This window comes from Stenotrophomonas sp., assembly GCF_032103445.1.
Lineage (GTDB): Bacteria > Pseudomonadota > Gammaproteobacteria > Xanthomonadales > Xanthomonadaceae > Stenotrophomonas.
In genome coordinates, this window is the sequence record NZ_DAMDFR010000044.1 from 1 (window position 1) to 17,920 (window position 17,920).

General features: G+C 68.6%; 16 protein-coding genes. 9 read left to right on the forward strand and 7 right to left on the reverse strand.

Going from position 1 to position 17,920, the window contains the following annotated elements; all coding sequences use genetic code 11:
• The 3 genes from RT551_RS14860 to recC all read right to left on the reverse strand — a co-directional run.
• Positions 1-633 (reverse strand): AAA family ATPase (locus tag RT551_RS14860; RefSeq protein WP_313460118.1); only part of this gene is annotated, 633 nt, incomplete at its 3' end.
• A complete protein-coding gene (recB, locus tag RT551_RS14865; RefSeq protein WP_313460119.1) occupies positions 630-4,268 on the reverse strand; it encodes an exodeoxyribonuclease V subunit beta in 3,639 nt (1,212 codons plus the stop codon). The genes RT551_RS14860 and recB, both read right to left, overlap by 4 nt.
• Entirely contained in the window at positions 4,265-7,609 is a 3,345-nt protein-coding gene (gene recC, locus RT551_RS14870; RefSeq protein WP_313460120.1) for an exodeoxyribonuclease V subunit gamma, read from the reverse strand. Before recC ends, recB begins: the two co-directional genes overlap by 4 nt.
• Before the next feature lie 151 nt (positions 7,610-7,760).
• On the opposite strand from recC, the gene RT551_RS14875 reads away from it, so the two are divergent.
• The 6 genes from RT551_RS14875 (at position 7,761) to RT551_RS14900 (ending at position 11,858) form a co-directional block, all read left to right on the forward strand.
• Complete coding sequence (locus RT551_RS14875; protein WP_313460121.1) at positions 7,761-8,549, forward strand: ABC transporter ATP-binding protein; 789 nt, start codon at positions 7,761-7,763, stop codon at positions 8,547-8,549.
• Positions 8,549-9,298: an MlaE family lipid ABC transporter permease subunit gene (locus tag RT551_RS14880; protein ID WP_125361957.1), complete on the forward strand. Its 750-nt coding sequence runs from the start codon at positions 8,549-8,551 to the stop codon at positions 9,296-9,298. Before RT551_RS14875 ends, RT551_RS14880 begins: the two co-directional genes overlap by 1 nt.
• A gap of 66 nt (positions 9,299-9,364) precedes the next feature.
• Positions 9,365-9,889, forward strand: coding sequence for an outer membrane lipid asymmetry maintenance protein MlaD (gene mlaD / locus RT551_RS14885; protein ID WP_313460123.1), 525 nt, complete (start codon positions 9,365-9,367; stop codon positions 9,887-9,889).
• On the forward strand, positions 9,886-10,548 hold the full coding sequence (locus tag RT551_RS14890) for an ABC transporter substrate-binding protein (protein ID WP_313460125.1): 663 nt from the start codon (positions 9,886-9,888) through the stop codon (positions 10,546-10,548). Before mlaD ends, RT551_RS14890 begins: the two co-directional genes overlap by 4 nt.
• The gene (locus RT551_RS14895) at positions 10,538-10,849 is read left to right on the forward strand and encodes an STAS domain-containing protein (RefSeq protein WP_313460128.1); all 312 of its coding nucleotides are present in this window, start codon (positions 10,538-10,540) and stop codon (positions 10,847-10,849) included. The genes RT551_RS14890 and RT551_RS14895 overlap by 11 nt, the downstream gene beginning before the upstream one ends.
• A 1-nt stretch (position 10,850) precedes the next feature.
• Positions 10,851-11,858: a VacJ family lipoprotein gene (locus RT551_RS14900; protein WP_313460130.1), complete on the forward strand. Its 1,008-nt coding sequence runs from the start codon at positions 10,851-10,853 to the stop codon at positions 11,856-11,858.
• Between the two features lie 45 nt (positions 11,859-11,903).
• On the opposite strand, the gene RT551_RS14905 is transcribed toward RT551_RS14900, so the two are convergent.
• The 3 genes from RT551_RS14905 to RT551_RS14915 all read right to left on the reverse strand — a co-directional run bounded on the left by RT551_RS14905 (position 11,904) and on the right by RT551_RS14915 (position 14,363).
• On the reverse strand, positions 11,904-12,464 hold the full coding sequence (locus tag RT551_RS14905; protein WP_313460133.1) for a glutathione peroxidase: 561 nt from the start codon (positions 12,462-12,464) through the stop codon (positions 11,904-11,906).
• A 71-nt stretch (positions 12,465-12,535) separates the two neighbouring features.
• Positions 12,536-12,934, reverse strand: a complete 399-nt coding sequence (locus RT551_RS14910) for a hypothetical protein (protein WP_313460136.1) — start codon at positions 12,932-12,934, stop codon at positions 12,536-12,538.
• Between the two features lie 58 nt (positions 12,935-12,992).
• Positions 12,993-14,363: a DNA recombination protein RmuC gene (locus RT551_RS14915; protein WP_313460138.1), complete on the reverse strand. Its 1,371-nt coding sequence runs from the start codon at positions 14,361-14,363 to the stop codon at positions 12,993-12,995.
• Positions 14,364-14,411: 48 nt separating this feature from the next.
• Between RT551_RS14915 and RT551_RS14920 the strand changes: the two genes are divergently transcribed.
• Positions 14,412-15,032, forward strand: a complete 621-nt coding sequence (locus RT551_RS14920; protein WP_313460141.1) for a glutathione S-transferase N-terminal domain-containing protein — start codon at positions 14,412-14,414, stop codon at positions 15,030-15,032.
• Position 15,033: 1 nt separating this feature from the next.
• On the opposite strand, the gene RT551_RS14925 is transcribed toward RT551_RS14920, so the two are convergent.
• The gene (locus RT551_RS14925) at positions 15,034-16,041 is read right to left on the reverse strand and encodes a zinc-binding alcohol dehydrogenase family protein (RefSeq protein WP_313460143.1); all 1,008 of its coding nucleotides are present in this window, start codon (positions 16,039-16,041) and stop codon (positions 15,034-15,036) included.
• A 94-nt stretch (positions 16,042-16,135) separates the two neighbouring features.
• Between RT551_RS14925 and RT551_RS14930 the strand changes: the two genes are divergently transcribed.
• Together RT551_RS14930 and leuE are read left to right on the forward strand one after the other, a co-directional pair.
• Positions 16,136-17,053: a LysR family transcriptional regulator gene (locus RT551_RS14930; protein ID WP_313460146.1), complete on the forward strand. Its 918-nt coding sequence runs from the start codon at positions 16,136-16,138 to the stop codon at positions 17,051-17,053.
• Between the two features lie 73 nt (positions 17,054-17,126).
• On the forward strand, positions 17,127-17,753 hold the full coding sequence (leuE, locus tag RT551_RS14935) for a leucine efflux protein LeuE (RefSeq protein WP_313460147.1): 627 nt from the start codon (positions 17,127-17,129) through the stop codon (positions 17,751-17,753).
• Positions 17,754-17,920: the final 167 nt, after the last annotated feature.

Consider the following 17,920-nt stretch of genomic DNA (forward strand, 5'->3'; position numbering starts at 1 on the left):
GGTCGGCGCGGCGAGCGCCACCTGCGGTGCCGGCTGACCCGCCTGCAGGGCCTGCGCGGCCAGCAGCGCCAGTACGCGGGCAATGGTGGTGGTCTTGCCGGTACCCGGACCGCCGGTGACCAGCAGCAACGGGTGCCGCAGGGCCACGGCCGCTGCGCGCGCCTGGTGATCCGTGCCTTCCAGTGCATTCGGGAACAGGCGCGCGAACAGCGGTGCCAACGCAGCGGGATCGTTCGCCGCCAACGGCTGGCTGGCGATCCGCTGCAGCCCCAGCGCCAGGCGGCGCTCATATTCGCGATACCGGCGCAGGTAGAGCAGTCCGTGCTCCAGCACCAGCGGCGCGTCCTCGGACACGGCCGCATCCTGTGCGGGCGTGGCCACCCACGGCGAGGCACGCAGCTGCTGCAGCCAGGCCTGCGCGGCGGGCCAGTCCACGCCCTCCGCGTCCAGCAGGCGCTGCGGCTGGGTCGGATCGAAGCCGGCATGACCCTGCGACACGGCCAACGAGGCCAGCGCAGCCGCCAGCTGCACCGGCTCCGGGGTATCGGGCTGCAGCCGGCGCAGACTCTGCGCCAGCGCATGGTCGAGGGTGCGCAGCAGCCCGCTGCGGTACAGGGCATTGAGCAGGCTCATGCGATCTCTCCGCGTGCGCGTGCGGCCAGCACCGCCTGCTGCGCCGGCCCACCGGCGAACAACGCATCCAGTGCGTCCACCAGCGCCGGGTCGAAGCGGTGCGTGTAGACGCCTTCGCCGGGAACCGCCAGACCACGACAGAACAGGTAGCGGATGCCCCCGATGTCGCGTGCGTAGTCGTAGCCGCTGCCCAGCCGGAAGCGCAGCCAGCGGTGCAGCGCCACGGTGTACACCAGTGCCTGCAGGTCGTATTCGCTGTGGCGCATGGCCGCCTCCAGCAGCGCCGGGCTGTAGCCGGGTAGACGGTTGGACTTGTAGTCCAGCACGTACCAGCGGCCGTCGCGCACGTAGGTCAAGTCGATCTTGCCGGTCATCAGCCCTTCCAGCCGCCGCCGGGTGCCGAAGCTGCGGCGCTCACGCACCACGCCATGCGCGTGCAGCACGTCCAGCAGTTCGCTGACGGCGGTGGGTTCCAGCGCGAAGTGGAACTCGATTTCGGCGCGGCGTTCGCTGGCAGCCAGACTGTGCAGGGCCCCGCCCTCGGGCAGCGGCACGGTCAGTGTGTGGCCGACCAGCGGTGCCAGCACGGCGACGCCGTCGTCGAGGTCTTCGTCGGCGTAGCCTTCCGCACGCAGCGAAGCGCGCAGGACCCTGTCCTGCCCTTCAGGTGCACCCTCGCCGGGCAACCAGCTGCCCCAGGCGGCGAAGTCGGTGTTCTCCAGGGCGTCATGCAGCACATTGCCGAAACGGCTGCCCATGAAGCGGGGATCGGGTACGTCCGCAGCGGTCTCGTCGGCGGGCACGGCCGGTTCCAGCGGCAGCTCGCCACCGGTCGGTTCGTCGGCCGCCGCGGCCGGGGCTTCGGTGGACACCGCGTCGGTATCGTCTTCGCCACCGGCATCGGCCTGGGCCAGCTGGGTGAAGCTGTACACCCACCAGTCGTGCGGCACGCGCCGGGTCACCGCGCGCACCGGCGGGAGCGCGCCTTCGCGTTCCACCGCCAGCGGCGCGGGGCGCGGCGGCAGCGGTGTGTCGTCCACGCGGATATCCGGGTTGGCGCGCAGCGCATCCAACGGGGTCAACAACGGGGCCAGCGGGGTGCGTGCCAGCCCGGCAAGGTCGCCGCAGGCGATCCACAGGGCGTGTTCGGCGCGGGTCAGGCCAACGTAGAGCAGGCGCGCGTCCTCGGCGCGCTGTTCGCGTTCGCGCAGCGCGCTGGCGGCTTCCCAGCTGGCGTCCTTGTCCAGTTTCCAATGCAGCTCGCGGCCCTGCGCGGTGTGCACGGTGCAATGCGCATCGGTGTTCGGCGCACCACCGTCAATGCCCACGAACGGCAGGAACACCAGCGGGTATTCCAGGCCCTTGCTCTTGTGCAGGGTGACGATCTGCACCCGGCGCGCGTCCGATTCCAGCCGCAACAGCTGCTGTTCGTCGTCCTGGTCTGCGTGTGCCATCTGCACCTGCAGCCAATCCAGCAGGCCGTGCATGCCCAGCGCTCGGGTCGAGGCTTCCTGCAGCAGTTCGGCCAGCTGCAGGTAATTGGTAAGCCGGCGCTCGCCATCCATCAGCGCCAGCAGGCGTTCGGCCTGGCCCGCGCAGACATCGGCCACGACCGCGAAGGGACCGCCACGGTGCCAGCGCTCGCGCCAGTGCAGCAGCTGCACCTGCAGGGTTCGTTGCAGGTCGCCATCCTGCTCCATCGCTGCAATCTGCGCTGCGGAGTATCCCAGCAGCACCGTGGACAAGGCTGCACGCAGGCGGCCTTCGTCGGCGGGTTGCAGCAGCGCCAGCAGCAGCACGCGCAGTTCGCGCGCTTCAGCGGTGGCGTACAGGCTCTGCTTGCCCGCGGCGACCGCCGGAATGCCCGCCGCTGCCAGTGCCTGCTGGATGCGCGTGGCTTCGCTGTGGCGGCGCACCAGCACCGCGATGTCGCCGGCCTGCACGGGACGCCCGCGCAACAGCGCCTGGCCAGCGCGCGCTTCGCTGAGCACCGCATGGATGGCGGCCACGCAGGCCTCGGTGGCCTGCTGGCGTGACGGATCGGCATTGAGTGGCTTGCCATCATCGCTGCGCAGCACGCGCAGGGTCAGGCCCGGGGCCGCTGCACCGTCGCGCTGGAAGTCCTGGTCAACGCGTACGCTGCCCGGCAGCACCGGCTCGAAGGCGATGTCAGCACCGCCGAAGGCCTGTTCGCCCGCGGTGTCGTACAGCGCCTGCAGCGCGCGCAGCACGGCCGGTCGCGAGCGGAAGTTGCGGTTCAGCGCAGGAGCCGCCACGGCCGCGCGCTTGGCGCTGAGGTAGGTGTGGATGTCGCCGCCGCGGAAGCCGTAGATGGCCTGCTTGGGGTCACCGATCAGGAACAGCGCCGGCTCCAGCCCCGCCTCACGCGTTTCGGCGCTGTCGCCGAACACGGTCTGGAAGATGCCCCATTGGCGGTCGTCGGTATCCTGGAACTCATCGACCAGCGCCATGCGGTACTGCACGCGCAGCTGCCGCACCAGGACCTGCCTGTCTGGCCCTTCCAGCGCCCGCGCCACGCCGTCGATCAGGTCATCGTAGGTCTGCACGCGCCGCTGCCGCTTCAGTTCCTCCAGGCGTGCGCGCGCTTCGTCGCGCAGCCGGTGCAGCAGGCGCACGGCCTGTTCGCGCAGCCAGGCGTCGCGGGCATCGGCCGCATGCCACCACTGCGCCAATGCATCGAACAACGGTGAACCGGGACATTGCGCCTGCTGCCCGTCCTTGCAGTAGTCACGCAGGGCGTCGGGCAGCAGCTTGCCCAGGTGGGTCTTGTCACCGCGTGCCCAGGCCAGCGCAGCGCGGCCAGCCAACAGCTCGTTGAACGCCTTCTCGAAGCTTGGCCGCTTGGCGCGGCGACCGTCGAAGACCTTGCGTTCAAAGGCCGCATCAATGGTGGCCTGTGCGGTTTCGGCATGAGTCTGGATGACCTCGCCCAATCGGACGGCGGCCTCCTGCAGCGCCGCGCTGGGGTCCGCCAGCGCCACCGCCGGCAGTGCCGGCAGCAGCGGCAGCGGTGCGCGCAGCGCCGGCAGGTCCGCCGCCAGCGCCTCGGGGTTCTTCCACAGCCGCAGCAGTGCGTCCAGCGTGGCCGGGTCATTGGCGTGCACGCGCCAAAGATCGGCGGCCAGTTCCTCGTACAGCACCCGCTCGCCCGGAATCAGTTCCGGCGGTTCGAAGGTATGCCCGCTTTCCAGCGCATGTTCTCGCAGTACCCGGGTGCAGAAGCCGTGGATGGTGAAGATCGAGGCCAGGTCGATCTCGTCAGCCGCGATCTGCAGGCGGCGGGACAGCGCTGTGGCGCTTTCGCTGCCGTGTTGCAGATGGCGCTGCAGGATGGACCGGGTCAGGATGACATCCGGGCTCTCGTCTTCGCTGGCGGGTAGATCAACCAGCCGTGCCGCCAGCGCCAGGCGCTCGCGGATACGCTTGCGCAGTTCCTGGGTGGCCGCATCGGTGAAGGTGACCGCCAGGATCTGGCCGATGCGCAGGCCGCGTTCCACCACCAGCCGGGTGAACAACGTGGCCAGGGTGAAGGTCTTGCCGGTGCCTGCACTGGCCTCGATCAGCTGCACGCCCTGCAGCGGCAGGGTCAGGTACGGGTCGATGGCGGCGCTCATGCTGCGTCCTCCGTATCGAAGCCGCTGAACACCTGCGCCTGGCGCACGGCGCGGAACACGGTGAAGCTGATCTGCAGCAGATCGGCGTAGCGGGCCTCGTCGTTGAACAGTGACTGCCCGCGCAGCGCCAGCTGATAGGCCTCGCCACTGCCTTCGCCCCAGCTGCGGTCACCGCCGTGCCATTGCTTCGCGCCCTCGGCGTGGCGCTTGGCGGCGGGTGCGTTGAACACCGCCCAACCGGTGTAGGGGCCATACGGCAGCGGTTCGCGCAGCCCACGCTCGCGCAGCTGCAGCAGCGCCGACAACGCAGCGCGCGCCTGGGCCTGGCCCGGAGCCGGCAGCACATGCGGCCCCAGTCCGTCGTCGCCGGCGTCGAAGAACTGCACCAGCGGCAGCGCATCGCCCGCCGCGTTGGCCAGCAGCCAGTCCAGCCCGTGGCGGATCGCCGCCGGGCCGTTGAGGCTGCCTGCACGCAGGCGCACCAGCCCGTGCGGATGGCGATCATCGACGCGACCGAACAGGGTCACGCCGTCGATCTGCACTTCATAGCGACGGCTTTCCAGTGGCGTGCCCTGCAGCCACTGCGCCAGGGCCTGCCCATAGGGCTGGGTCTGCGCCTGCACAGCGGCGAACTGGCGCTCGCCGAGCGCGCCGGACGGAACCAGGCCACGCGCGCGCAGACGTGGATAAAGGGGTGCGTCGTCGCCGCGCAGGGTGGCGTCGATCACCGCCAGCTGCAGGGTGCGCTGCTCCAGCCCGCGCCCGGCGATCACCAGCGGCTCAACGTCATCCACGTCTTCCAGTGGATCGGGCAGACGCAGTCCCAGCGTCTGTGACAGGAACTGCCCGGCCGGATCGACCAGCAGGCGGCGCAGGGCGTCCAGCGACAGGTGCTGTTCGGGGGCGAGGTCCGGACTGGGCGGCAACGCCGTGTCGAACCATGCGGGCGGCAGCCGACGGGTGACGCCCGCCTGCTGCGCAGCGGGATGCCAGGCGCGCTGGTAACTGAAGCGACGCGGCTCGTCACCGCCACCGAAGGCGGCCGGCGAGAAGGGCTGCAACGCATGCTGCACAGTGAAGGCACGCACGGCCGCGTCCGGGTCCACATGGTAGCCAGCTGCCGCGTCGATCAGTTCGCTGACCAGCACCGATGGTTCACGCACGCTGCCATCGCGTGGGTCCGCGCCCAGGTAGCTCAGGTAGAACACGTCCTGTGCCGCTGCGAACAGCTGCAGGAACAGGAAGCGGTCGTCCTCACGGGTGGAGCGGTCGCCGGGACGGCGGCGCGGCGTGTCCAGCTCGGCGGTGAGTTGATTGAGGCCCGCCGCCGGGTCGCGGCGCGGGAAGTCGCCGTCGTTCAAACCCAACACGCAGATCACCCGGAACGGCAGCAGTCGCATCGGCACCATGCGGCCGAAACTGATGCCGCCGGTGAGCAGTGGAGCGCGGGTGTCGGCTTCGCCGAGCACGCCGCCGAAGTGCGCACGGATCACCTCCGGCGGTACCGGCGCCTCGAAGCCGGCGCTGTCGGCCTCGTCGGCGAACTGATTGACCAGCTTGCGCAGGCGTTCCAGCGCGCGTTGCCCCTGCGCGGTGGCCGGCGGCAGCGGCAGCAGCGCGTCCAGCAGAGCGAGCAGACGTTGCCGCCACTGCCCTGGGCTCAACGCTTCGCTCAGCCGCTGCTGGCTCACGGCCAACACCCGAAGCAGCCGGATCAGCCTGTCCAGCGCCTCCAGCGCGCTGCCTTCCAGTTCCGGCCACGGCGCCACCCCGGCGATGTCACCGTCGTCGCCGCTGGCATGCCCCAGCAGCAGGCGATCCAGTGCGAACTGCCAGGTGAAGGCATCGTCGGCCGGTGCCTGGTGACGCTGGCGGTGGTCGGCATTCAAACCCCAGCGTGCGCCGGCCGCCAGCAGCCAGTCGTGCAGGCGTTCGAATGCCACCGCATCCAGACCCGAGGCTTCGGCCAGCGGCGCGCTGCCGAGCAGGTCCAGCACTTCGTTCAGACCGAAGCGCGACACCGGCAGTGCCAGCAGATGCACGAACACGTCGGCCAGCGGCTCGCCGGCCAGCGGGCTGGTGTCGGCCAGGGCATAGGGAATGTGTTCCAGGTCGCCGCTGCGTCCACCGAACACCGCTTCCAGGTACGGCACGTACGGATCGATATCCGGTGCCAGCACGGCGATGTCGCGGGCCTGCAGCGGCGGATCGAAGCGCGGGTCCTGCAGCAGCGCACGCAGCTGGTCGTGCAGCACCTGAAGTTCGCGCAGCCGGGTATGGCAGGCATGCACCTGCAGGCTGGGGTCATCGCGGCGCAGCGCGGGCAAGAGGTCACCCGACGGGTGTCCGCGACGATGGAACAGGTCGCGTTGCAACCGATGCAGCAGGCTGTCGGCAAGACCGCCGTCCTCCAGCGTGGCGCGGGCATCGAGTTCGGGGTCGGCGTAGGCAGCGATCTCACCGCTGGGGTGCACCACTTCGTAGCTGCCCAGCACCGCCATGAAGTCACGCCCGGCCGCGCCCCAGGCCTGCAGCAGGCGGTTTTCGCCGGCGGCGTCTCCGAACGGATCCGGCGCACCGCTGCGCAGTTTCTCGGCCAGGGTCTGCAGGTCGCCCCAGTACGCCTGGGTCGGGGTGGGCAGATAGAAGTGCAGCTCGCCAACCCGGGCCTGGGTGGCCATCACCCGCAGCACGTCCGGCGAGATGTTCAGTGTGGCGAATGCCGACAGGCGTCGTGGCAGCCCCTGCGGCAGCGGCCGGCCCGCGCCTTCAAAGCGGTCTAGGTAAGCCTGGATGCGGCGCGCACGGTACGAGTGGCCCTGGGCCACGGCGCGCCACAGGATGGCCTGCGGATCGGCCGGATCGGCCCCGGCTTCCCAGCGAAGGAGCCAATCGCGACGCCACGCCTGGTACTTCTCGAACACGCTGGCCAGCTCGCCCGCCAGCGCCCACGGCAGCAGCGGATCGGGACCGGAGAGATACGCCCGCAGCGCGCGCAGCGGTGGCTGTTCGAGCAAGGCAGGGTCGCGCAGCGCCTGGTACAACCGCCAGCGCATGCCTGCGGCGTCCAGGTCATCGGCCTCGCCGTCCACATTGGCGTTCAGGGCGCGCGCGACGAACTCGCCGGGGGTCAGGAATTCCAGGTTGGCGGCGACGCCGAACTCAGCCGCGAGGGTGGAGTGCAGCCAGCGCCGCATCGCCACCTGCGGAATCAGAATGACCTCCGGTTCCAGCAATGATTGGCCGGGTACCGGCGCGCGTACATGCCGCGCCAGCAGCGCGGCCAGCACGTCGAGGGAGTTGGAGTGGTACAGGCGGAAATCGGCGGCGGGGTCGCTCATCGCGCACAGTGTGCCGGATTGTTCCACGGGGTGGCGGGATTGGACCGACCGTTCCGCGACATGGCCGTGCGACAATACTGCACGATCCAGTTCGGTTATGTTCAGCCGCCCACCACGATCTTAGAACGTTGGAAAATTGTTAATGGCGTCCATGACGGCTTCCCACGATCCATTGGTGCAGTTGAATGACGTGCGCATCGAGCGCGGCGGTCGCGCGATCCTGCGCGACGTTTCGCTGTCGGTGCCGCGCGGCAGCATCACCGCGGTGCTGGGTCCGTCGGGCAGCGGCAAGTCGACGCTGCTGGCGGCGCTGACCGGCGAACTGCGCCCGGCGGCCGGGTCGATCACCCTGTTCGGCCAGCCCATTCCCGCCGGCAGCAGCGCACTGCGCGAAATGCGCCGCAGCGTGGGTGTGCTGCTGCAGGGCAACGGTCTGCTGACCGACCTGACCGTGGCCGAAAACGTGGCACTGCCGCTGCGCACGCATACCCGTTTGCCGATGCCGGTGCTGCGCCGCCTGGTGGACATGAAGCTGCATGCGGTGGGCCTGCTGGCCGCTGCGGATGCCTGGCCGCGCGAACTGTCCGGCGGCATGGCCCGCCGTGTCGCGCTGGCCCGTGCACTGGCGCTGGACCCGCCGCTGATGATCTACGACGAACCGCTGACCGGGCTGGACCCGATCGCCAGCGGCGTGATCATGAGCCTCATCCAGCGCCTCAATCACAGCCTGGGGCTGACCAGCATCATCGTCAGCCACCACGTGCATGAAACCCTGCCGATCTGCGACCAGGTGATCGCCATCGCCAATGGCGGGGTGGTGTTCCAGGGCACGCCGGCCGCGCTGGAAGCCAGTGACGATCCCCTGCTGCGCCAGTTCCTGCATGGCCAGCCCGATGGTCCGATTCCGTTCGATGCCGCGCCGCGCGCGAAGGTGGCCTGATGCCGTTTGTTGAAGCCACCCGCTCGCTGGGCCGCGCCGGACTGTTCTCGCTGACGGTGCTGCGCGGTTCCCTGCCCAGCGCCGACTTCCTGGCCGAGCTTACCCGCGAGATCTACAAGATCGGCGCGCGCTCGCTGCCGATCATCGCCGTCGGCGGGGCCTTCGTCGGTCTGGTGCTGACCCTGCAGGGCTATCGCACTCTGACCACGTTCGGTGCGGCCGATGCGCTGTCCACCCTGCTCGGCCTGTCGCTGTACCGCGAGCTGGCCCCGGTGCTGACCGCGCTGCTGTTCATCGGCCGCGCCGGCAGCTCCATCGCCGCGGAGCTGGGGCTGATGCGCGCGACCGACCAGATCAAGGCGCTCGAGCTGATGGCGATCGACCCGATCGCCAAGGCAGTGGCACCGCGCTTCTGGGCGGCAGTGCTGACCGTTCCGCTGCTGACCGGCATCTTCTGTTCGCTGGCGATCAGCGCGAGCTACTTCGAGGCCGTGCACGTGCTGGGCCTGGACAATGGCGTGTTCTGGTCGGCGCTGAGCAACAGCGTGGATTTCTGGGACGACTTCGGCGTGGCAATGCTGAAGTCGGCCATCTTCGGCGGTACTGCCGCACTGGTGGCTTCGTATGTGGGCTTCCACGCCGAACCCACCATCGAGGGCACCTCGGTGGCCACCACCCGCGCGGTGGTGAATGCCTCGCTGCTGGTGCTGATGTTCAACTTCGTGCTGTCGGCGATGCTGTTCCGCTGATCCGCTGTCCCCTTTTGATGCTCGCCTGGCCCGCCAGGCACCTGACAAACAACGGTGAGATTTTCCATGGCCATCCGCGGTCCCAGACTCGAATTTTCCGTCGGCGCGTTCCTGCTGCTGGCGCTGGCCTCGCTGCTCGTGCTGGCGGTAGCCTCCACCAACCAGCGCTGGGGCTTCGGCGGCGACGGCTATGAACTGAAGGCGCGCTTCACCCAGATCGGGCAGCTGCGCAAGCAGGCCCCGGTGAAGATCGGCGGCGTGGTCGTGGGCCAGGTCGCCAACATCGACCTTGACCCGACCCGCTTCGATTCCATCGTCACCCTGAAGCTGGACGGCAAGTTCAAGGACCTGCCGGCCGACACCTCCGCCGGCATATTCACCAGCGGTTTGCTCGGCGAGAGCTATATCGGACTGCAGCCGGGCGGCGACCCGGAGGTGCTCAAGCCCGGCGACGAAATCATCTTCACCCAGCCGGCCGTGGATCTGATCCAGATGGTTGGCAAATACATGTTCAGCGGCTCGGGCAACACCGGTGCCGCCTCCCAGGAAGCTCCCGGTGCCGATGCGCCGGCAACGGAACCGCAGAAATGAACCAGAAACTGATCCCCGCCCTGCTCGCTTCGGCCCTGTTGGCCGCCACCCCGTCCTTTGTCCTGGCGCAGGCTGCGCCGGCCGCTGCCAGCGCGCAGCAGGGCCAGGCCACCAAGGTGGTGCTGGATGCCAGCTCGCGCATCCTCAACACCCTGCAGACCCGCAGGGCCGAGTTCAACAAGGACCCAGCCGCGCTACGCGGCTACATCGACAGCGAACTCAACCGCACCTTCGACCGCGACTACGCGGCGCGCCTGGTGCTGGGTGCCAACGGCCGCGGCGCTTCAGATGCCGACGTGAAGCTGTTTGCCGATGCGATGGCTGACAACCTGATGCAGCGCTATGGCTCGGCCCTGCTGACCATCCAGGGCAAGCCCAGCTTCCGTGCCAAGGGCGAAACCCCGATGTCGGGTGGTCGCGCCGTTCGTGTGTCCACTGAACTGGTGCGCAGCGGCAGCGAAGTCACCCCGGTGGATTACCTGATGCGTCAGGTCAACGGCCAGTGGAAGATCTTCGACGTCAACATCGAAGGTATTTCCTACGTGCAGACCTTCCGCACCCAGTTCGACGCCCCGCTGAAGCAGAAGGGCATCAAGCAGGTTGCCGCCGACCTGCGCGCCGGCACCACCCAGGCCGGACCGGCTGGCAATGGCAAGTAACGCGGCCCTGCAGCTGGACGGTTCACGGGCGCGCCTGAGTGGCGCGCTTGACCGTGCAGCCGTGGTGGCGCTGTGGCCGCAGCTGCAGTCGCTGCCGGCCGCGGTGAGCGTGCTGGATCTGAACGCCGTTACCGCGGTGGACAGCGCAGGCCTGGCGCTGCTGGCCGAACTGGCCGCGCGCGCACGCGCTGCCGGGCGTACGCTGGACCTGCAGGGTACGCCGCCGGGTTTCACCGAACTGAGCGCCGCCTACCGACTGGACGCTTCCCTTGATTTCAATGCCCTTTCTGCCGCGAGCTGACATGAACGTCGTACGCACCCTTTCCCTTCTGCTGCTGGTGGCGCTGCTCAGTGCCTGCGCGGCCAAGCCCGCGCGCGACAGCGCACCTGCCAGCGTGGCGGTGGATTCGACGCCGGCTGCCGCTGCCGTCGAGGACGCCCCCGCAGCGCCCCAGGCCGCCAGCGATGCCGACGGCGTGCCCGTTGCCGACACCGCAACACCCGCGCCCGCTGACCCTGCCACCGCAGCGACCGGCGAGGCCGCCCCTACCGCCGCCGAAGATGACTTTGCCGCGCTGTACGGTGGCCCGGTTCCCAGCGCCGATGGCAGCAGCGACGCACAGCCGTCCTACGATCCCTGGGAGGGCTTCAACCGCCGCGTGCATGCGTTCAACGACGTGGTCGACCGCGCCGTGGCCCGTCCGCTGGCCACGGCCTACACCAAGGTGGTGCCGCGCTTTGCCCGCACCGGTGTGACCAACTTCTTCAGCAACCTGCGTGCCCCGGTGACCATCACCAACCAGCTGCTGCAGGGTCGCCCCGGCGACGCCTGGGACAGCCTGGGCCGGTTCCTGATCAACTCCACCATCGGCATCGGCGGCCTGTTCGATCCGGCCAGTGCCGGTGGCGTGCCCCGCCGCAGCGAGGACTTCGGCCAGACCCTGGGCGCGTGGGGCTGGCGCAATTCGCGCTACGTGGAGCTGCCGTTCTTCGGCCCGCGCACCGTGCGCGACGTGTTTGGCCTGGCCGGCGACATTCCGCTGTCGCCGATCCGCACCATCGAGGAAGACAAAGTGCGCATTCCGCTGCAGGGCCTGCAACTGGTGGACATGCGTGCGCAGCTGATGGCGCTGGATGACATCCGCGACAGCGCGGTGGACGAGTACGCGCTGACCCGTGATGCGTGGCTGCAGCGCCGCAACTACCAGATCGAGAACGACCTGCGCGGCAAGCACCGCCGTGGGCGCGATGCGGACGATGCCGATCCGATTCCGGTCGACGCGATGCCGATGCCTAATTGGGGTAATTGAGCCGCCGATGAAAAACCCCGCCGAGGCGGGGTTTTTTGTGGCCAATCAACCGGCCAATGCGGCGTCGACCGCGGCGACGAGGCGCGGGTCGTTGGCGGGCACGTCCGGGGCGAAACGGGCGATGACCTGGCCGTCGCGGCCGATGAGGAACTTCTCGAAGTTCCACAGCACGCCCGGGGCCGGGTTGACCACCAGGTCGGGGAACTTGGCGACCGCGCCCTGCAGCTTCTCGCGCATCGGGCCCTCGCCAGTGGCGGCCGGCAGGGCCTGGGTCAGCTCGGCGTACAGCGGGTGGATGTCATCACCGGCCACGCTGATCTTGGCGAACATCGGGAAGCCGACGTTGTATTCCAGCTGGCAGAACTGCTGGATGTCCGCTTCGGTGCCCGGCTCCTGGCCGAGGAAGTTGTTGGCCGGGAAACCCAGCACTTCCAGCCCGGCGGCCTGCTTGTCGGCGTACAGCGCCTGCAGCCCTTCGTACTGCGGCGTCAGGCCGCACTTGGAGGCCACGTTGACCACCAGCAGCACCTTGCCGCGGTAGTCCGCCAGCGACGACGGCTGGCCTTCAATGGTGGTGACGGGAATGTCGTAGACGTTCTGGCTCATATAAAACTCACGGAGAAAAACTGGAGGGGTAGAGTCGACCGTTGGTCGACTGCTGTTGGCGTAATGCCAAATCAATCAACGCAGATCGTACCCTGCGCCAACCCGCCATCAATACGCTGACGGCAACCAAAGTTCTGGCTCATGTCACGCTGGCACACACCGGTCGCCGCCGTCCCCGGCACCAGCTCAGCGTCACCACTGGCCAAACACTGCCCACTGCAATCGGACTTGGTGCGGCAGCTCTTGCCGGCGTCGGCATACGGCACCACGCACTGCACCCGCTGCAGGCGCCCCAGCGGCATCAGCTTGCCGCCGACAGCGGCGCAGTCGGCTTCGGCGGCGGCGGCATCGGCAGCTCCGCCGTGCGCGGGCACCGGCGCATTGTCACTGCTGGAAGGCGGGGTGTCCGCGGTGGTGGTGGCACAGCCTGCAAGCAACAACAGCGCGGACAACATCAGGGTTAAACGCATCGGGAGCTTTCCATTGGAAGAAGCCCGATGGTAGGTCACCCCCGTGCATCGCGACACCTTATTCGGTGTCGCCGTCCGCTTCGTCCTCATCGCCGCCATCCAGCCCGATGTCACCCAGCAGCTGCCGGGTCTGCTCACCGCCCAGCGATTCCACCCCGCGCAGGCGGCGTTCGATGGTGCGGGTCTTGCGGCTGGCCTCGCCCAGGCTGCGGCCCACGGTGCTGATCTGCTTTTCGGCCTTTTCCAGAATGCCGGCGAACTTGCCGAACTCGCTCTTCACCGCGCCCAGCAGCACCCACACCTCGCTGGAGCGCTGTTCGATCGCCAGCGTGCGGAAGCCCATCTGCAGGCTGTTGAGCAGTGCGGTCACCGTGGTCGGACCGGCCACCACCACGCGATGCTCGCGCTGCAGCAGATCAACCAGACCGGGGCGACGGATCACTTCGGCGTACAGGCCTTCGGTGGGCAGGAACATCACCGCGAAGTCGGTGGTGTGCGGCGGCACGATGTACTTGTCGCTGATCGACTTGGCCTGGATGCGGATCGCACGTTCCAGCTGTGCGCCCTGTTGGCGCACACCCTCGACATCGCCCTGCTCCTGCGCGTCGAGCAGGCGCTCGTAGTCCTCGCTGGGGAACTTGGAATCGATCGGCAACCATACCGGCACATCATCGGGACTGCGGCCGGGCAGACGCACCGCGATGTCGACCATCTCGCCACTGTCCGGACGCACCTTCACCCCACGTGCGTACTGCTCCTGGGTGAGGGTCTGTTCGAGGATGTTCTCCAGCTGCACTTCGCCCCAGCTGCCCCGGTTCTTGACGTTGGTCAGCACCCGCTTGAGGTCGCCCACGCCAGTGGCCAGTTGCTGCATCTCGCCCAGCCCGCGCTGCACCTGTTCCAGGCGATCCGAGACCAGCTGGAACGAGGCACCCAGGCGCGCTTCCAGCGTGCTCTGCAGCTTCTCATCGACGGTGACGCGCATCTGGTCGAGCTTCTCGGCGTTGTCGCGCTGCAGGGTCTGCAGCTGCTGCTCCAGCGTGCCGCGCATCTCACCGATGCGCTGTTCGTTGCGCTGGATCAGGTCCTGCAGACGCTGACCGAGCGAATCGCCCAGGCGCTGCTGTGCGCCGGTGCTTTCCTCGCGGGCCTTGCGCGCGTCGTCATTGAGCGCGTCGCGCAGCAGGTCCAGGCGCTGGTCGGTGCGGGTGGACAGGTCGGTCAGCGCGCGCGCGAAGCTTTCCAGCCGCGCGTCCTGCTGCCGCCCCAGCCCTTCCAGCTGCTCGCGCAGTTCGCTGCGGCCGATACGCGCTTCCTCGCGCAGCGACTGCTCCAGGCCGTCATGACGGGAACGCCGCAGCAGGGTGGCCAGCTGCAGCACGAGGACGGCGCAGAGCAGGCCGCCAAGGATGAGGAATTCAGGTTGCATGCGCCCAGTGTAGGCTGAGCGGGTCTCAATGGCTGCGCCGGAGTCCCCATGCTGGACGTGCTTGGAAAGTCGACCTCGATCAATGTGCGCAAAGTGCTGTGGCTGTGCCAGCTGCTTGGGCTGGATTACCGGCATCTGGGTGCTGATGGAACCCACAGCGGCGAGGCGGCCGAGCTGCAGTCTCGCAACCCCAACGGCCTGGTGCCGGTCATCCGCGACGGCGACTTCGTGCTGTGGGAATCCAACAGCATCTGCCGCTATCTGGCCGCGCGGGCGCAGCGTGACGACCTGCTGCCACAGGACCCGCAGGCGCGGGCCCAGGTCGAGCAATGGATGGACTGGCAAGCCACCGATCTCAACACGGCATGGCGTTACGTGTTCATGTCGCGGGTCCGGCAGCACCCGGATTACGCGGACGAAGCCGCCGCCGCGACCAGCCTGGCCCGGTGGAACCGGCTGATGCAGCAGCTGGACCAGCAATTGGCCAGCACCGGTGCCTACTCCACCGGCCCGGTGTTTACCCTGGCCGATATCGTGCTGGGGCTGTCGACCCAGCGCTGGCTGATGACACAGGGTGAGAAACCAGACCTGCCCGCTGTGCAGGCCTGGTTCGGGCGGCTGGCCGGCCATGCCGGCTTCGACCAGCACTGCCGGAACGGCATCCCCTGACCTAGAACCCTTCCAGCACCAGCTTGCCGCGGGCGCGGTGGCTTTCGATCAGCGCGTGGGCGCGGCGCAGGTTGGCCGCATCAATGCGGCCGTAATGCTCACCCAGCGTGGTACGCAGCACGCCGGCGTCGACCAGCTCGGACACCCGGTTGAGCAGGTCATGCTGGCGCTGCAGGTCCGGGGTGCCGAAGGTGGAACGGGTGAACATCGACTCCCAGTGCAGCGACAGGCTCTTGCGCTTGAGCGCCATCACGTCGAGCTGGCCCGGGTCGTCGATCAGTGCGAGCTGGCCCTGGGGTTCCAGCGCAGAGACGATCTGCGCGTAGTGCTGGTCGGTGTGGGTGAGGCTGGCCACGTGCGTGACCGCGTTGATGCCGATACGGGTCAGGCCTTCGGTCAGCGGCTGGCTGTGGTCGATGACGTGGTGCGCGCCCAGGTCCAGCACCCAATCCTGGGTGTCCGGTCGCGAGGCAGTGCCGATCACCGTGAGCTGGGTCAGCTGGCGCGCCAGCTGGACCAGGATCGAACCCACGCCACCGGCCGCGCCCACCACCAGCAGGGTCTGGCCGGCACCGCCGCCTTCGGCGATGCGCAGGCGGTCGAACAGCAGTTCCCAAGCGGTGATCGCGGTCAGCGGCAGCGCGGCGGCGGCCGCGTCATCAAGGCTGGCCGGCTTGCGGCCGACGATGCGCTCGTCGACCAGCTGGTACTCGGCATTGCTGCCGGGGCGATTGATGTCGCCAGCGTAGTAGACCGCGTCGCCCGGCTGGAACAGGCTGACCTCGCTGCCGACTGCATCCACGATGCCGACCGCATCCCAGCCGATCACGCGCGGCTCGCTGGCCGCGACGTTGCGGCGGACCTTGGTGTCGACCGGGTTCACCGAGATCGCCCGGACCTGTACGCGCAGATCGCGCGGGCCGGGCGTGGGCAGCGGCAGGTCCAGATCGATCAGGGCCGCCGGGTCGGTGATCGGCAGGCCGTGCTGGGTGTAGGCAATGGCTTTCATGGGGAGCAATCCAGAAGGGGAGACCCAGCTTGGACCGCCCTCACCTGCCCGGAAAGGCGCACAATTCGTCATCACTTTCACTCTGGAAGAGAAAATGGTCCGGTTTGAGGATCTGGCGTTGTTTGTCCGTACCGCCGCGCTGGGCAGCTTCTCCCAGGCCGCACGTGAAGCCGACCTGCTGCCTGGCCAGGTGGCCGCCGCCGTGGCCCGGCTGGAACGCGAACTGGACCTGCGCCTGTTCGTGCGCACCACCCGCAGCCTGCGCCTGACTGCCGAGGGCGTGCTGTACCTGCCCTACGCGCAGGACGTGCTGGCCACCCTGCAGGAGGCTGATGACCGGATCCGTGGCGAAGACGCCGAGCTGCGCGGCGTGCTGCAGGTGGCTGCGCCGTCAGACCTCGGCCGCAATGTGCTGCTGCCCTGGCTGACCGAGTTCCGCGCCGCGCACCCCAAGCTGCAGTTGCGGCTGCTGTTGTCCGACCAGGTCGCCGACGTGTTCCGCGACCCGGTCGATGTGGCGTTCCGGCTGGGCCGCTTCGACAGCGCGCGCTATGTGGCGCTGCCGTTGCTGCCCGGCAACCGCCGGGTGCTGGTGGCCTCGCCCGGCTATCTGGCCCGGCACGGCGCGCCTGCGGATCTGGAGGCGATGAAAGAACATCAGTGCCTGCTCTATCAGCTGGCCGGACGCCCCTACGACCGCTGGAGCTTCGAACAGGACGGTCGCCGCGTGGTGGTACCGGTGCGCAGCCACCTGGTCTGCGATGACGCCGACGTGGTGCGGCGCTGGGCGGTGGCCGGCGAAGGCATCGTGTTCAAGTCCTGGCTGGATGTATGCGAGGACGTCCGCGCGGGACGGTTGCAGGTGCTGCTGGACGGGGCCGGCGAGAGCCTGCCGTTGAACCTGGTGTGCCCGCACCGCAAGCAGTTTTCCACCGCGCTGCGCCAGCTGCATGCGCTGTGTGTGGAGCGGCTGCACCCGATGTTGAACGGACTCCCGGCCGCGCCTGTCTGAAAACGACAACTGACGCTATCCGCGCCGTCACCGCTGGCCGACAATGGCGTCCCCCCGTAGTTGAGTTGTCGCCATGCCGTGGATGGGCATCCAGGACCTGTGGACCTTTGTTGCTGCCGTGCTGATGTTCCTGGCGCTGCCAGGTCCCGGCACGTTTACCCTGCTCACCGCCACCGGGCGCGGTGGCGTACGTGGCGGCTACACCGCGCTGGCCGGCCTGCTGCTGGGTGACCAGATCCTGATGTGGCTGGCGGTGGCCGGGGTGGCCGCGCTGCTCAAGGCCAACCCGGTGGTGTTCCACGCCGTGCAATATCTGGGTGCCGCCTACCTGGTGTGGGTGGGCATCAGCCTGCTGCGCGAGCCGCGCGAAGGCGCGCAGCCCGGCGGCATCCGCCTGCAGCCGGGCCACTACTTCCGCCAGGCCATTCTGGTCAGCCTGCTCAATCCGAAGGCGATCATTTTCTACATGGCGTTCCTGCCCCTGTTCATCGATCCGGTGCGGCATCAGGGGCTGGTGACGTTTGCGGCGCTGGCCGGGCTGATCTTCGTGTTGAGCGTGGCGTACTGCTCGCTGCTGATCGGGGTGGGCAACCTGCTGCGCCGTCGGATCATCCAGCATCCGCGCGTGGGCACCTGGCTCAAGCGGGTGGCCGGGGTGTTCCTGATCGGCTTCGGCGTGCGTCTGGGTGTAAGCGGCTGACGCTTCGACCGGGCCGGTTACGACAACGGGCTGCAGGTTTTGTGCTGGATTCGGCACAGCCTTGTCAATCCCAAAATCCGTTGGCCGTTCACGACGCTTGGCAGTAGTAATGCTGCGGCGCGTTCGGTCACACTCTGGCACTTGTCGATTGCAGTCACCCCGTGAGG

Coding starts and splice junctions, on each gene's coding strand:
- recB (WP_313460119.1), bottom strand. CDS start 4,268: ATGAGCGCCGCCATCGACCCGTACCTGACCCTGCCGCTGCAGGGCGTG.
- recC (WP_313460120.1), bottom strand. CDS start 7,609: ATGAGCGACCCCGCCGCCGATTTCCGCCTGTACCACTCCAACTCCCTC.
- RT551_RS14875 (WP_313460121.1), top strand. CDS start 7,761: ATGACGGCTTCCCACGATCCATTGGTGCAGTTGAATGACGTGCGCATC.
- RT551_RS14880 (WP_125361957.1), top strand. CDS start 8,549: ATGCCGTTTGTTGAAGCCACCCGCTCGCTGGGCCGCGCCGGACTGTTC.
- mlaD (WP_313460123.1), top strand. CDS start 9,365: ATGGCCATCCGCGGTCCCAGACTCGAATTTTCCGTCGGCGCGTTCCTG.
- RT551_RS14890 (WP_313460125.1), top strand. CDS start 9,886: ATGAACCAGAAACTGATCCCCGCCCTGCTCGCTTCGGCCCTGTTGGCC.
- RT551_RS14895 (WP_313460128.1), top strand. CDS start 10,538: ATGGCAAGTAACGCGGCCCTGCAGCTGGACGGTTCACGGGCGCGCCTG.
- RT551_RS14900 (WP_313460130.1), top strand. CDS start 10,851: ATGAACGTCGTACGCACCCTTTCCCTTCTGCTGCTGGTGGCGCTGCTC.
- RT551_RS14905 (WP_313460133.1), bottom strand. CDS start 12,464: ATGAGCCAGAACGTCTACGACATTCCCGTCACCACCATTGAAGGCCAG.
- RT551_RS14910 (WP_313460136.1), bottom strand. CDS start 12,934: ATGCGTTTAACCCTGATGTTGTCCGCGCTGTTGTTGCTTGCAGGCTGT.
- RT551_RS14915 (WP_313460138.1), bottom strand. CDS start 14,363: ATGCAACCTGAATTCCTCATCCTTGGCGGCCTGCTCTGCGCCGTCCTC.
- RT551_RS14920 (WP_313460141.1), top strand. CDS start 14,412: ATGCTGGACGTGCTTGGAAAGTCGACCTCGATCAATGTGCGCAAAGTG.
- RT551_RS14925 (WP_313460143.1), bottom strand. CDS start 16,041: ATGAAAGCCATTGCCTACACCCAGCACGGCCTGCCGATCACCGACCCG.
- RT551_RS14930 (WP_313460146.1), top strand. CDS start 16,136: ATGGTCCGGTTTGAGGATCTGGCGTTGTTTGTCCGTACCGCCGCGCTG.
- leuE (WP_313460147.1), top strand. CDS start 17,127: ATGCCGTGGATGGGCATCCAGGACCTGTGGACCTTTGTTGCTGCCGTG.